Source organism: Aminobacter sp. DSM 101952 (genome assembly GCF_001424795.1).
Classification (GTDB): domain Bacteria; phylum Pseudomonadota; class Alphaproteobacteria; order Rhizobiales; family Rhizobiaceae; genus Aminobacter; species Aminobacter aganoensis.
In genome coordinates this window covers 343746-356923 of sequence record NZ_LMCL01000012.1, presented here as the reverse complement: position 1 = coordinate 356923, position 13178 = coordinate 343746, and the positions used below count along the sequence as shown (strand labels likewise).

The window sequence follows — 13178 nt, the reverse complement described above, 5'->3', positions numbered from 1 at the left end:
TGGTGAACACCCGGCAACGATTTCCTGAACCGCGGGTTTTCGCCCCGGTCCACGCACGCTTTTAAGTGAAAAACATCCGATGGCAACCGAACGATACAATCCCCGCGCCTCCGAACCCAAATGGCAGAAGGCCTGGGCCGAGGCGAAGCTCTTCGAGACGAAGAACGAGGATCCGCGGCCAAAATACTACGTGCTCGAGATGTTCCCCTATCCGTCGGGGCGCATCCACATGGGCCACGTCCGCAACTACACGATGGGCGACGTGGTCGCGCGCTACCGCCGCGCGCTTGGCTGCAATGTGCTGCATCCGATGGGTTGGGACGCCTTTGGCATGCCTGCGGAAAACGCCGCGATGCAAAACAAGGTCCACCCCAAGGAATGGACCTACCAGAACATCGCCACGATGCGGACGCAGCTGAAGTCGATGGGCCTGTCGCTCGACTGGAGCCGCGAGTTCGCCACCTGCGACGTCGACTATTATCATCGCCAGCAGATGCTGTTCATCGACTTCGTCGAGAAGGGACTGGTGACGCGCAAGTCCTCGAAGGTCAACTGGGACCCGGAAGACATGACCGTGCTCGCCAACGAGCAGGTCATCGATGGCCGCGGCTGGCGTTCCGGCGCACTGGTCGAACAGCGCGAGCTGACGCAGTGGTTCTTCAAGATCACCGACTTCGCGCAGGACCTGTCGGACGCGCTCGATGGCCTTGACGAGTGGCCCGAGAAGGTCAAGCTGATGCAGCGTAACTGGATCGGCCGTTCGGAAGGCCTGCTGATCCGCTGGCCGCTGGCCGCCGGCACGGCACCCGCCGGCGAGACCGAACTGGAGGTCTATACGACCCGTCCGGATACGATCTTCGGCGCTTCGTTCATGGCGATATCTGCCGACCATCCGCTGGCCAGGAAGGCCGCCGAGAACAAGCCCGAGCTTGCCGCCTTCATGGAAGACGTGCGCCGCATGGGCACGTCGGTGGCAGCACTCGAGACCGCCGAGAAGAAGGGCATGGACACCGGCATCCGCGTCGTCCATCCGTTCGACGAAAACTGGACGCTGCCGGTCTATGTCGCCAACTTCGTGTTGATGGAATACGGCACCGGCGCCATCTTCGGCTGCCCGTCGGGCGACCAGCGCGATCTCGACTTCGCCAACAAGTACGGCCTGCCGGTCGTGCCGGTGGTGATGCCGGAAGGCGGCGATGCGAAGAGCTTCCAGGTCACCGAGGAGGCCTACACCGACGACGGCGTGATGATCAATTCGCGATTCCTCGACGGCATGAAGCCGGCGGACGCGTTCGACGACGTCGCCAGCCGGCTGGAGCAGATCTCGATCGGCAACCGCCCGATGGGCGAGCGCAAGGTGCAGTTCCGCCTGCGCGACTGGGGCATTTCGCGCCAGCGCTACTGGGGCTGCCCGATCCCGATGATCCATTGCGACGATTGCGGCGTGGTGGCGGTGCCGACGGCCGACCTGCCGGTCAAGCTGCCGGACGACGTCGAGTTCGATCGGCCGGGCAACCCGCTCGACCGCCACCCGACCTGGCGCCATGTCGCCTGCCCGAAATGCGGCAAGGATGCGCGCCGCGAAACCGACACGATGGACACCTTCGTCGACTCGTCGTGGTATTTCGCGCGTTTCACCGCACCGTGGGAGAACGAGCCGACCGACCCCAAGGCCGCCAATGAATGGCTGCCGGTCGACCAGTATATCGGCGGCATCGAGCATGCGATCCTGCACTTGCTCTATTCGCGCTTCTTCACCCGCGCGATGCGCGAGGCCGGCCATCTGAACCTGGCGGAGCCGTTCAAGGGGCTGTTCACGCAAGGCATGGTCGTGCACGAGACCTACAAGGGGCCGAACGGCTGGGTCACGCCCGTCGAGGTCAAAATCGAGGAGGCCGACGGCAAGCGCCGCGCCGCGCTCATCTCCGACGGCACGCCGATCGAGATCGGCTCGATCGAGAAGATGTCGAAGTCGAAGAAGAACGTGGTCGACCCCGACGACATCATCGCCAGCTATGGTGCCGACACGGCGCGCTGGTTCATGCTGTCGGACTCGCCACCCGAGCGCGACGTCATCTGGACCGAGGCCGGCGTCGAGGGCGCGCATCGTTTCGTGCAGCGCGTGTGGCGGCTGATTTCGGAAACTGCCGAAGTGCTGGCCAAGGCGAACGCCAAGGCAGCGATCGAGGGCGATGCATCCGGGGTGTCCAAGGCCGCGCACAAGGCGTTGAAAGCCGTCGGCGAAGACATCGGCAAGCTGGCCTTCAACAAGGCCGTGGCGCGCATCTACGAGCTGTCCAACACGCTGCAGGGCCCGGCGGCCGACGCTGCCGCCGGCAAGGCTTCGGCCGAGATGGTTTCGGCCTTGCGCGAGGCGGTCGACATCCTGATCGTGATGATCGCGCCGATGATGCCGCATCTCGCCGAAGAGTGCTGGGTGGCGCTCGGGGGCGAAGGCATGGTCGCCGATCGGCCATGGCCGAAATTCGACCCGGCGCTCATTGTCGACAATGAAATCACCTATCCGGTGCAGATCAACGGAAAGAAGCGAGCCGATTTGACAATCGCCCGCGACGCAGATCAATTGACCGTCGAAAAAGCGGCGCTGGCACTGGAAGCAGTGCAGAAGGCGCTGGATGGAAAGTCGCCGCGCAAGGTGATCGTTGTGCCGCAGAGGATCGTCAATGTCGTTGCCTGATGCGCGAAATTCTGCCGGCCCGGTGCGTGTTGCTGCACGCCTGGCCTTTCTGGCCTCGCTTGCACTGGCGTCAGCCTGCACGGTGCGCCCGCTCTATTCGGATGGCCCGGTGTCGGCAGGCGTCGAAGCCGGCACGGCGACGCAACTGGCCTCGATCAACATCAAGCCGATCAACACCCGCTACGGCCAGGAAGTCCGCAACCACCTGATCTTCATGTTCAATGGCGGAGCGGGCCAGCAGGCCGCGGCGCCCTACAGCATGGATCTGGCGGTCGCAGCGCTCACCGAGGCTTCCCTGCTGGCCGAAGTGACCAGCAAGGACGATGAGCCGACCGCGGGCGCGGTGACGCTGACCGGCACTTATGTCATCACCGACGTCAAGACCGGCAAGCGCATCGCCGCGGGCAAACGCAACGTCTCGGCATCGTTCGATCGGCCGCGCCAGGAGTTCGCCAGGATGCGCGCCGAGCGCGACGCCGAAAACCGCGCGGCACGCGAGCTGGCCGAACTGCTCAGGCTGGCCATCGCCCAGGACATGTCCAGGGGCTGAGGCCGTTTCACGGAAGGGCGGTCGATGCAGCTGACGTCCTTTTCGGCTGCAGGCTACCGTTCGCTGAGAGCGATCCGGCTCGACATTGGCCAGGTCAGTGTCTTCGTCGGCGAGAACGGGGTTGGCAAGTCCAACCTCTACCGCTCGCTGCAACTCATCAAGGCATCTGCCGAGGGAACGCTGGCCCGCGAGATCGCGGGCGAGGGCGGCATGAGTTCGGCGCTGTGGTCGGGCAAGCGTCGCGCTGGCCAGCCGGTCCGCGTCGTCATCGATGCCGAGTTCCTCAACGATGAGACGGCGGCGAAATACGTCTACAAGGTCGAGATCGGCCTGCCGCCGCCGGTTTCGGCCGGCTTCGCCTTCGAACCGCACGTCAAGGAAGAGATCCTTACCGTCGAGGCCGGGCGCCGCCCGGTGGAGATGATGACACGCAAGGGACCGGCGGTGTTTGCCCGCGACGGCGACGGACGCCGGGTCGAGCATCCCGAGCGCATCCTCAGTTCCGAAACGGCGCTCGCGCTGCTCGGCGTCGCCGGGCGCTATCCCGAGGTCGGCGACCTGCGTGCTGCGGTTTCCGGCTGGCGCTTCTACCACGGCTTTCGCACCGACGCGGACTCGCTGGTGCGCCGCCCGGCGCTGGCGACGACGGCGCCGATGCTCGACGAGGACGGCGCCAACCTCGCCGCCGTCTTTGCCACACTGCGGCATGTCAGGGACGACACCGTCGATCTCGACCGCTGCATTGCGGAGGCGCTTGGCGGGGCGTTGCTCGACGTTCCGGTGCCGGGCGAAACGGCGACTTTCGGGCTCGTGCTGCCTGAGTTTCCGCAGCGGGTGTTTCGGCCGCAGGAACTGTCGGACGGTCAGGTCCGGTTCCTGGCGCTGGCAGGTGCCCTGATGTCCTACCGCCTGCCGAAGCTGATCGCGCTCAACGAGCCGGAGGCGAGCCTGCATCCGCGCATGCTGCCGGCCCTCGCCGACATGATCGCCCGCGCCGCCGAACGGACACAGGTCTGGGTGGTGACGCATTCACACGAGCTTGCCGATTTCGTGCATGACCGTACCGGTTCGCGGGCGCTGACGGTCGTGCGCCTGGAAGGTGCCACCATGATCGAAGGCATGCGGACCAGCGGGCTGATGCCGGACGACGATTGAGCCTGCTCAGGTTCGGACGACGCGCGGCTTTGCCAGCGACCAGCCGAGCGTCATGCCCGCGGCGGCGACCAGGATGGCTGCGGCGCCGATGATCTGCAGCGGTTGCAGGCGATGGCCGAAAGCCAGGAAGTCGGCGACGATCGCGACGACGGGATAGATGAAGGACAGCGCGCCGACGAGATTGGTCGGCAGCTTCTGGATCGCGCCGTAGAGCAAGATGTACATCACGCCGGTATGGATGACGCCGACGGCGACGAGCAGTGCCCAGGTAGTCGCCCCGGTGGGGAGTTGGCCGAAACTGGCGAAGGGCGCGAGCATCAGGATGCCGACCGTGACTTGGATCAGCGCGATCAGGTGCGGCGGCACGCCCTTGAGCTTCTTGGTGATGATGGCGGCAATCGCATAGAAGAAGGCGGCGCCCAGGGCCAGCAGGATGCCGGCGAGATAGTCGGTTCCAGCGGTGGCGCCCGACTTTGCCTGGACGATCATCAGCATGCCGCCGAAAGCGATGCCGAGCCAAGTCAGCTTGGTCAGCGTCAGGCGTTCGCCGAAGAACATCGCGCCCAGTGCCACCAGCATGAAGGGCTGGGTGTTGTAGACCGCGGTCGCGATCGAGATCGAGGCGCGCGGGAAGGCGGCGAACAGCAGGATCCAGTTGGAGACGATGGCGATGCCGCCAACGGCCGCCCACGCGATCTGGCTGCGCGACATAACACCGGAGCGGAACAGGCCGAGCGCGGCGCAGACGATCAGCAGGGTGACCGCGCCGAAGGCGCAGCGCCAGAAGACGACGTCCATCACCGGCTGGCCCGACAGCACGACGAATAGTCCGATGGTTCCCGAAATCACCATGGCAGCTGTCATATCGACCGTGCCGCGCATCTTGTCCGACATGTTGCAGCCCCTTACGGTTCAGGGCTGTATTTTTACGCCTATGGTTTGGGAGGGTATATGGCTATCGGAAGGCGTTTGTTCGATGTTTCCTAATCATATAAGGTAGAATGGTAGAGTAGCCTAAGAGGATTGCATGCTGGACGATCTGGACAGGCGCATCGTCGAAATCCTTGTCGACGACGCCAGGATTTCGCTCAAGGAACTGGCTCAGCGGGTGAACCTGTCGTCACCGAGCACCTCGGAGCGGCTGCGGCGACTGGAGGAACGTGGCGTCATCCGCGCCTTCACGGTCGACATCGATCCCCAGGCGCTCGGCTATACGCTGCAGGCGATCGTGCGCATCCGGCCGCTGCCGGGCAAGCTGCACCAGGTGCAGAAGCTGATCGAGGACATCGCCCAGTTCTCGGAATGCGACAAGGTGACCGGCGACGATTGCTTCATCGCCAGACTGCACATCCGTTCCATCGACGAACTCGACAAAATCCTCGACCAGATCACCGACAAGGCCGAGACCAACAGCTCGATCGTCAAGGCGCAGCCGGTGAAGCGGCGGCTGCCGCCGCTGGCCTGACGGCAGGCGGACACGAAAAAGGCGGCGCTTGCGGCGCCGGCCTTGGTCATCGTGTCGAGAAGGATCAGCCGATCTTCTGGCCGGTCTTGGCCCAGTCGGCCAGGAACATCTCGAGGCCCTTGTCGGTCAGCGGGTGCTTGACCAGCGCCTTCAGCGTTGCCGGCGGGATGGTGGCGACGTCGGCGCCGATCAGGGCGGCGCGCTTGACGTGCTCGGTCGAGCGGATCGAGGCGGCGAGGATCTCGGTGTCGAAGCCGTAATTGTCGTAGATGTGGCGGATCTCGGCGATCAGTTCCATGCCGTCGACCGCCATGTCGTCGAGACGGCCGATGAAGGGCGAGATGAAGGTGGCGCCGGCCTTGGCGGCGAGCAGCGCCTGGTTGGCGGAGAAGCACAGCGTGACGTTGACCATGCGGCCTTCCGAGGTCAGCGCGCGGCATGCGCGGAGGCCGTCGAGGGTGAGCGGCACCTTGATGCAGATGTTGTCGGCGATCTTCGACAGCACCGCCGCTTCCTTCATCATCTCGGCGTATTCGGTGGCGGCGACTTCGGCCGAGACCGGGCCTTCGACGATGTCGCAGATTTCCTTGGTCACTTCGGCGATGTTGCGGCCCGACTTGAGGATCAGCGACGGGTTGGTGGTGACGCCGTCGAGGAGGCCGAGTTCATTGAGTTCGCGGATGTCCTTGACGTCGGCGGTGTCGACGAAAAACTTCATGGGAGTCTCCTTGGCAATGGAAGGGTGCCTGTGGGGCACGGCACTTGTCGGCCTTTGCTCTAAACCAAGTTCGGGGCAAGGTCACGCGTCATGACCGCCGATTCGCCAAGAACCAGGGCCGCCCCCGTGCTGGTGCCGATGCCGGCCGAGCGCGCCTATTCCTATGCCGTCCCCGACGGCATGCAGGTGGTGCCCGGCTCGATCGTGCGCGTGCCGCTGGGTCCGCGCGAAGTGGCCGGCATCGTCTGGGACGGTCCGGTCGAAGCAGTCGATCCGAAGAAGCTCAGGCCGATCGCCCACGTCTTCGATTGCCCGCCGATCACCGACCAGATGCGCCGCCTGGTCGACTGGATCGCGCATTACACCCTGTCGCCGCCGGGCATGGTGGCGCGGATGATCCTACGGGCGCCGGAGGCTTTCGATCCGGAGCCCTGGACGGAGGGCCTCAAGCGCAGCGACGGCGAACCCGACCGGATGACGGCGGCGCGCTCACGCGTCCTCGAAATGGCCAATGACGGCATGGCCTGGACACGTTCGGGCCTGGCGCATGCTGCCGGCGTGTCCTCGACCGTCATCGACGGACTCAGGGCGCAAGGCGTGTTCGAGACGGTGATGATCCCGCCGCGGCCAGTGGTGGCGGCGCCCGACACGTCCTATGCCAGCGCCGGACTGACCAACGACCAGCAGGCGGTGGCGAATACTCTACGCGGCCAGGTGGAAGCAGATCGCTTCGCCGTTTCCCTCATCGACGGCGTCACCGGCTCGGGCAAGACCGAGGTCTATTTCGAGGCGGTGGCGGCGGCGCTCGACAAGGGCAAGCAGGTGCTGATCCTGCTCCCGGAAATCGCGCTTACCCAGGTTTTCCTCGAACGCTTCCAGAACCGGTTCGGCGCAAAGCCGGCGGAGTGGCACTCGGACCTGCCGCCGCGGATGCGCGAGCGCGTCTGGCGCCAGGTGGCGGAGGGCGGGGTGCGGGTGGTTGCCGGGGCCCGCTCGGCGCTGTTTTTGCCGTTCAACGACCTCGGCCTGATCGTCGTCGACGAGGAGCACGACCCTGCCTACAAGCAGGAAGACCGCGTCTTCTACAACGCCCGCGACATGGCCGTGGTGCGGGCCCATATCGGCGGCTTTCCCACGGTGCTGGCCTCCGCCACGCCTTCGGTCGAAAGCCGGGTCAACGCCGAGCAAGGCAAGTACGCGCGCTCGGTGCTGTCGGCGCGCTTTGCCGAAGCCGCTTTGCCGAAGCTTGCCACCATCGACATGCGGCGTTCACCGCCGGCGCGCGGCGGTTTCCTGTCGCCGGTGCTGCTCGGCAAGATGCGCGAGACGCTTGGCCGGCAGGAACAGTCGCTTTTGTTCCTCAACCGCCGTGGCTACGCCCCGCTGACCTTGTGCCGGGTCTGCGGCCATCGCTTCGGCTGCCCGGTGTGCTCGGCATGGCTGGTCGAGCACCGCTTTCGCGGCCAGCTCGTCTGCCACCATTGCGGCCACAACGAGAAGCGGCCCGAGGCCTGCCCGGAATGCGGCACCTTCGATCATCTGGTCGCCTGCGGGCCTGGCGTGGAGCGCATTGCCGAGGAAGTCGTCTCGCATTTCCCGGATGCGCGCACGATCGTGCTGTCGTCGGACATGCTCGGCGGCGTGAAGCGGCTCAGGCTCGAACTGGAGGCGATCGCCAATGGCGAGGCCGACATCGTCATCGGCACCCAGCTTGTCGCCAAGGGCCACAATTTTCCCAATATGACGCTGGTCGGCGTCGTCGACGCCGATCTCGGTCTCGCCAATGGCGACCCGCGTGCCGCAGAGCGCACCTACCAGCTTCTGTCGCAGGTGACCGGCCGGGCAGGGCGCACGGGCAAGAAGAGCCTTGGTCTGCTGCAGACGTTCCAGCCCGACCACCCCGTCATGCGGGCGATCGTCTCCGGCGATTCGGAGGCTTTCTACGAGCGCGAGATTTCAGAACGCGAACGCTCGGCCCTGCCGCCCTTTGGCAGGCTCGCCGGCATCATCGTCAGCGCGGCGACACGGCCCGAGGCTGAGAGCCATGCACGCGGCCTCAGGCGCGCGGCGCAAGTGGCGCAGGACGTCCACGTGCTCGGCCCCGCCGAAGCGCCGCTGGCGCTTGTCGGCGGCCGGCATCGTTTTCGGCTCCTGGTGCAGGCCGACAGGAGGGCCGACATCCAGGGCTATATCCGCGCGCTGCTCGCCGCCGGGCCGAAGGTGCGCGGATCGGTGCGGGTCCAGGTCGACATCGACCCGCAAAGTTTCCTCTAGCTGGGTACAGCTCCGGGCCTTGCGACCATGCCGAGCAGCGGCGGCTTCGGGCTTGGACCGTACATCGTCCTTTCCAGCACATAGCCGGCTGCCTTCAGGCGCACCGCGATCGCGTCTCGATGGTCGGGATCTGGCCGGCGCTTGGCGGCTCGAAGAACAGGTACAGCCGGCCCTCAGGGGTGAGCAGTGAACGAATCCGCTTCAGCTCGCGCGCAGCCTCCAGCCAGAACAGGTTGACGTTGACGGCGAAAATCTTGTCGAAAGGCGGGGTCGTGCTAGACCAATCCGCCAAAGCGGCCTGGACGAGCGCTGCCTTGCCGGAGGAGATCGATGCCCGGTTTCTCTCCTCCGCTGAATTGATCGCGCTGTCGGACCGGTCCAGCCCGGTGACGTGGCCATCGATCAGCAGCGGGGCGATCTCGGCGATGGCGACGCCGCGGCCGCAGCCGACTTCCAGCAGCCGGTCGCCCGCCGAAATGTCGAGTTGGCCGATCGCCCAGGCAATGCGTTCAGGTATCGCCATTTGCCCTCTCCTGTGGCTGTCCTGCCACCAACATAACCGGTTGCCCATGCCTCGTCAGTTGCGCTCTGGCGCCGGGCCCGGCGTCAGTTATGATCACCGCGGATTCGGGGCCTTGCCGGAGGGGGAAAAATGGAGTTCGCGTTTCCGTGGCCGATGAGCCAGGGCGAGTGGCTGGCGTGGAGTTCGGCAGCGGCGACGCTGCTGTTCGGCGTCATCCTGTTCTTCGCGCCCAGGATAGCCTTCCGCCTGCTGCGGCTGCAGGCGCGTCCCGACAATCCCGAAGCGATCGCCCAGGGCCGCGCGACCATGGCCGGCTTCTTTCTCGGCGTAGGCCTTTGCTCGATCCTGCTCGCCCAGCCGTGGCTCTACATGGCGTTGGGCGTGTCGTGGCTGTTCACCGCCTTCGGCCGGATCGTCGCCATGATGTCGGACGGCGCTAACACCCCGTACAACTGGGTAGCCATCGTCATCGAACTGGGTCTGGCCGTCCTACCCCTGGGGTTTGTTTTCGGCTTCTGGCCGTGAATCGCCGTCCAGAGGCAGCCTCAAGGCCCAAGATGCGACAATAGTGCCTGAAATGGCTGTTAGAGGACGTGTTGCGGTCCTCAAAAGCCTGTGCTAGACGGCAATCGACTTTCGGCCGGGGGGATGCGGCTGCCGCGAGCTCCGGGGTCAAAAAACGCAGTAAGGTCAGAGATTTAGCTAGAGTCAAACGCTCGCGCCAACAATCTTGCGGCCTGTCAGACAAGAGAAAAGACGGTCCGTGACCCAATCTTCCTCGCCAATCTCCGGTGTTGCTGAGCGTTATGCTGGATCGCTGTTCGATCTCGCGCTCGATGCAGGCGCTGTTGCAAAGGTAGAAGCCGACCTCGGTCGTTTCGCCGCGCTGCTCGATGGCAGCGCTGATCTCGACCGCCTGATCAAGAGCCCGGTCTTCTCCGGCGAAGACCAGGAAAAGGCCATCTCGGCGATCGCCGACAAGGCCAAGATCACTGGCCTGGCCGGCAACTTCCTTCGCCTCGTGGCGCGCAATCGTCGCCTTTTCGCCCTGCCCGGCATGATCAAGGCGTTCCGCCAGATCGCTGCCGAGCACCGTGGCGAGACCTCGGCTGAAGTGACCTCGGCGCATGCGCTGACGGCAGCCCAGGAAACGGAACTCAAGACGGCGCTGAAGAGCGTCGCCGGCAAGGACGTGGCGATCTCGGTCGCCGTCGATCCTTCGCTGCTCGGCGGGCTGATCGTGAAGATGGGCTCGCGCCAGATCGATACGTCGCTCAAAACCAAACTCAATTCGCTCAAGCTTGCACTGAAAGAGGTCGGCTGATGGACATCCGCGCCGCGGAAATTTCCGCAATTCTGAAAGACCAGATCAAGAATTTCGGCAAGGAAGCCGAAGTTACCGAAGTCGGTCAGGTTCTGTCGGTGGGCGACGGTATCGCCCGCGTGTACGGTCTCGACAACGTCCAGGCGGGCGAAATGGTCGAGTTCCCCGGCGGCATCCGCGGCATGGCGCTGAATCTTGAAAGCGACAACGTCGGCGTCGTCATCTTCGGTGCCGACCGCGACATCAAGGAAGGCGACACCGTCAAGCGTACCGGCTCGATCGTCGACGTCCCGGTCGGTCCGGAGCTGCTCGGCCGCGTCGTCGACGCGCTCGGCAACCCGATCGATGGCAAGGGTCCGATCAAGGCCAAGGAACGTCGCCGCGTCGACGTCAAGGCGCCCGGCATCATTCCCCGCAAGTCGGTGCACGAGCCGATGTCGACCGGCCTCAAGGCCATCGACGCCCTGATCCCCGTCGGCCGCGGCCAGCGCGAGCTGGTCATCGGTGACCGTCAGACCGGCAAGACCGCGATCATCCTCGACACCATCCTGAACCAGAAGGCCATCCACCAGGTCGGCCCGGACAAGGAAAAGCTGTTCTGCGTCTACGTCGCCGTCGGCCAGAAGCGCTCGACCGTCGCGCAGTTCGTGAAGGTGCTCGAAGAGCGTGGCGCGCTCGAATACTCGATCATCATCGCCGCCACGGCTTCCGACCCGGCCCCGATGCAGTTCCTGGCGCCGTTTGCCGGCTGCGCCATGGGCGAATATTTCCGCGACAACGGCATGCATGCGCTGATCGGCTATGACGATCTGTCCAAGCAGGCCGTGGCCTACCGCCAGATGTCGCTGCTGCTGCGCCGCCCGCCGGGCCGCGAAGCTTATCCGGGCGACGTCTTCTACCTGCACTCGCGCCTGCTCGAGCGTTCGGCCAAGCTGAACGACGAAAACGGCTCGGGTTCGCTGACCGCACTTCCGGTCATCGAGACGCAGGCCAACGACGTCTCGGCCTACATCCCGACCAACGTGATCTCGATCACCGACGGCCAGATCTTCCTCGAGACCAACCTGTTCTTCCAGGGCATCCGTCCTGCCGTGAACGTCGGTCTGTCGGTGTCGCGCGTCGGCTCGTCGGCCCAGATCAAGGCGATGAAGCAGGTTGCAGGCTCGATCAAGGGCGAGCTGGCGCAGTACCGCGAAATGGCGGCGTTTGCGCAGTTCGGCTCCGACCTCGATGCTGCGACCCAGCGTCTGCTCAACCGCGGCGCGCGTCTGACCGAGCTGCTCAAGCAGCCGCAGTTCTCGCCGCTGAAGACCGAAGAGCAGGTCGCGGTGATCTTCGCCGGCGTCAACGGCTACCTCGACAAGCTGGCCCTCAACAAGGTCGGCAAGTTTGAGCAGGGCCTGCTGGCTTACATGCGCTCGGAAGGCAAGGACGTCCTCGACGGCATCCGTACGGAGAAGGCGCTCAGCGACGACCTCCGCGGCAAGCTCAAGGGTCACATCGACGCTTTCGCGAAAAACTTCGCCTGACACTGACGGATAAGGCATGGCCTCGCTAAAAGACCTCCGCAACCGTATCGCCTCGGTCAAGGCGACGCAGAAGATCACCAAGGCGATGCAGATGGTCGCTGCGGCGAAGCTGCGTCGTGCCCAGGAAGCTGCGGAAGCCGCGCGTCCCTACTCGCAGCGCATGGGTGCGGTTCTCGCGAACATCGCCCAGGCTGTCGGCGGCGGTGGCGATGCCCCGGCGCTGATGACCGGCACCGGCAAGGACGACGTGCATCTGCTCGTCGTCTGCACTGCTGAGCGTGGCCTGTGCGGCGGCTTCAACAGCCAGATCTCGCGTCTGGCTCGCGACCACGTCCGCAAGCTCCAGGCCTCGGGTAAGACGGTCAAGATCATCACCGTCGGCAAGAAGGGCTACGATGTCCTGCGTCGCGATTTCGCTTCGCTGATCATCGATCGCGTCGAATTGCGCGATGCCAAGCAGGTTGGCTTCGTCCACGCAGACATGATCGCCAGAAAGGTGATCTCCCTGTTCAACCAGGGTGACTTCGACGTCTGCACGCTGTTTTACTCCGAGTTCAAGTCGGTGATCAGCCAGATCCCGACGGCGCAGCAGATCATCCCGGCGGCTGCTTCGGCGGCGGACGCTGCCAGCGATACCAGCGGCGGCGCCGTCTACGAATACGAGCCCGAGCCGGGCGAAATCCTCGGCGATCTCATTCCGCGCAACATCTCGGTGCAGATCTTCCGTGCGCTGCTCGAGAATGCCGCCGGCGAGATGGGTGCCAAGATGAGCGCGATGGACAATGCCACGCGCAACGCAGGCGACATGATCAACAAGCTGACGATCACGTATAACCGCCAGCGTCAGGCCCAGATCACCAAGGAACTGATCGAGATTATTTCGGGCGCCGAAGCGCTCTAGCCACGTGATGGCTCGCCGCAAGGCGGGTCCGCGTGAAACAA

12 protein-coding genes are annotated in these 13178 nt (G+C 64.9%); 9 read left to right on the top strand and 3 right to left on the bottom strand.

The window, feature by feature from the left end:
* Positions 1-79: 79 nt before the first annotated feature.
* Genes leuS through ASC75_RS11820 form a run of 3 tightly spaced genes read left to right on the top strand, consistent with a single transcriptional unit; the run spans position 80 to position 4403 of the window.
* Entirely contained in the window at positions 80-2698 is a 2619-nt protein-coding gene (gene leuS, locus ASC75_RS11830) for a leucine--tRNA ligase (protein ID WP_055974940.1), read from the top strand.
* Positions 2685-3248: an LPS assembly lipoprotein LptE gene (lptE, locus tag ASC75_RS11825; RefSeq protein ID WP_055974937.1), complete on the top strand. Its 564-nt coding sequence runs from the start codon at positions 2685-2687 to the stop codon at positions 3246-3248. Before leuS ends, lptE begins: the two co-directional genes overlap by 14 nt.
* A gap of 24 nt (positions 3249-3272) precedes the next feature.
* A complete protein-coding gene (locus tag ASC75_RS11820) occupies positions 3273-4403 on the top strand; it encodes an AAA family ATPase (protein ID WP_055974935.1) in 1131 nt (376 codons plus the stop codon).
* 6 nt (positions 4404-4409) lie between these two features.
* Here ASC75_RS11820 and ASC75_RS11815 read toward each other — a convergent pair whose 3' ends face one another.
* Complete coding sequence (locus ASC75_RS11815; protein WP_055974932.1) at positions 4410-5297, bottom strand: DMT family transporter; 888 nt, start codon at positions 5295-5297, stop codon at positions 4410-4412.
* A gap of 133 nt (positions 5298-5430) precedes the next feature.
* On the opposite strand from ASC75_RS11815, the gene ASC75_RS11810 reads away from it, so the two are divergent.
* Positions 5431-5868 carry an Lrp/AsnC family transcriptional regulator gene (locus tag ASC75_RS11810; RefSeq protein ID WP_055974929.1) on the top strand — a complete coding sequence of 146 codons (438 nt, stop codon included), beginning with the start codon at positions 5431-5433 and terminating at the stop codon, positions 5866-5868.
* Between the two features lie 64 nt (positions 5869-5932).
* Here ASC75_RS11810 and fsa read toward each other — a convergent pair whose 3' ends face one another.
* Positions 5933-6586: a fructose-6-phosphate aldolase gene (gene fsa, locus ASC75_RS11805; protein WP_055974926.1), complete on the bottom strand. Its 654-nt coding sequence runs from the start codon at positions 6584-6586 to the stop codon at positions 5933-5935.
* A 90-nt stretch (positions 6587-6676) separates the two neighbouring features.
* Between fsa and ASC75_RS11800 the strand changes: the two genes are divergently transcribed.
* A complete protein-coding gene (locus tag ASC75_RS11800) occupies positions 6677-8860 on the top strand; it encodes a primosomal protein N' (RefSeq protein ID WP_055974923.1) in 2184 nt (727 codons plus the stop codon).
* Positions 8861-8954: 94 nt separating this feature from the next.
* On the opposite strand, the gene ASC75_RS11795 is transcribed toward ASC75_RS11800, so the two are convergent.
* Positions 8955-9383 carry a class I SAM-dependent methyltransferase gene (locus ASC75_RS11795; RefSeq protein ID WP_055974920.1) on the bottom strand — a complete coding sequence of 143 codons (429 nt, stop codon included), beginning with the start codon at positions 9381-9383 and terminating at the stop codon, positions 8955-8957.
* 129 nt (positions 9384-9512) lie between these two features.
* Between ASC75_RS11795 and ASC75_RS11790 the strand changes: the two genes are divergently transcribed.
* The 4 genes from ASC75_RS11790 to ASC75_RS11775 all read left to right on the top strand — a co-directional run bounded on the left by ASC75_RS11790 (position 9513) and on the right by ASC75_RS11775 (position 13137).
* The gene (locus ASC75_RS11790) at positions 9513-9908 is read left to right on the top strand and encodes a DUF4345 family protein (RefSeq protein WP_055974916.1); all 396 of its coding nucleotides are present in this window, start codon (positions 9513-9515) and stop codon (positions 9906-9908) included.
* Between the two features lie 238 nt (positions 9909-10146).
* Positions 10147-10707, top strand: a complete 561-nt coding sequence (locus ASC75_RS11785; RefSeq protein ID WP_055974913.1) for a F0F1 ATP synthase subunit delta — start codon at positions 10147-10149, stop codon at positions 10705-10707.
* A complete protein-coding gene (gene atpA, locus ASC75_RS11780) occupies positions 10707-12236 on the top strand; it encodes a F0F1 ATP synthase subunit alpha (RefSeq protein ID WP_055974911.1) in 1530 nt (509 codons plus the stop codon). The genes ASC75_RS11785 and atpA overlap by 1 nt, the downstream gene beginning before the upstream one ends.
* A gap of 16 nt (positions 12237-12252) precedes the next feature.
* Positions 12253-13137 (top strand): F0F1 ATP synthase subunit gamma, encoded by an 885-nt coding sequence (locus ASC75_RS11775; protein ID WP_055974908.1) that lies wholly within the window; start codon positions 12253-12255, stop codon positions 13135-13137.
* Positions 13138-13178: the final 41 nt, after the last annotated feature.

Excerpts from the sequence above, each read along its gene's own strand:
- ASC75_RS11815 (WP_055974932.1), bottom strand. The coding sequence starts at position 5,297 with ATGTCGGACAAGATGCGCGGCACGGTCGATATGACAGCTGCCATGGTG.
- ASC75_RS11775 (WP_055974908.1), top strand. The coding sequence starts at position 12,253 with ATGGCCTCGCTAAAAGACCTCCGCAACCGTATCGCCTCGGTCAAGGCG.
- ASC75_RS11810 (WP_055974929.1), top strand. The coding sequence starts at position 5,431 with ATGCTGGACGATCTGGACAGGCGCATCGTCGAAATCCTTGTCGACGAC.
- leuS (WP_055974940.1), top strand. The coding sequence starts at position 80 with ATGGCAACCGAACGATACAATCCCCGCGCCTCCGAACCCAAATGGCAG.
- ASC75_RS11790 (WP_055974916.1), top strand. The coding sequence starts at position 9,513 with ATGGAGTTCGCGTTTCCGTGGCCGATGAGCCAGGGCGAGTGGCTGGCG.
- ASC75_RS11795 (WP_055974920.1), bottom strand. The coding sequence starts at position 9,383 with ATGGCGATACCTGAACGCATTGCCTGGGCGATCGGCCAACTCGACATT.
- ASC75_RS11820 (WP_055974935.1), top strand. The coding sequence starts at position 3,273 with ATGCAGCTGACGTCCTTTTCGGCTGCAGGCTACCGTTCGCTGAGAGCG.
- ASC75_RS11800 (WP_055974923.1), top strand. The coding sequence starts at position 6,677 with ATGACCGCCGATTCGCCAAGAACCAGGGCCGCCCCCGTGCTGGTGCCG.
- lptE (WP_055974937.1), top strand. The coding sequence starts at position 2,685 with ATGTCGTTGCCTGATGCGCGAAATTCTGCCGGCCCGGTGCGTGTTGCT.
- atpA (WP_055974911.1), top strand. The coding sequence starts at position 10,707 with ATGGACATCCGCGCCGCGGAAATTTCCGCAATTCTGAAAGACCAGATC.
- fsa (WP_055974926.1), bottom strand. The coding sequence starts at position 6,586 with ATGAAGTTTTTCGTCGACACCGCCGACGTCAAGGACATCCGCGAACTC.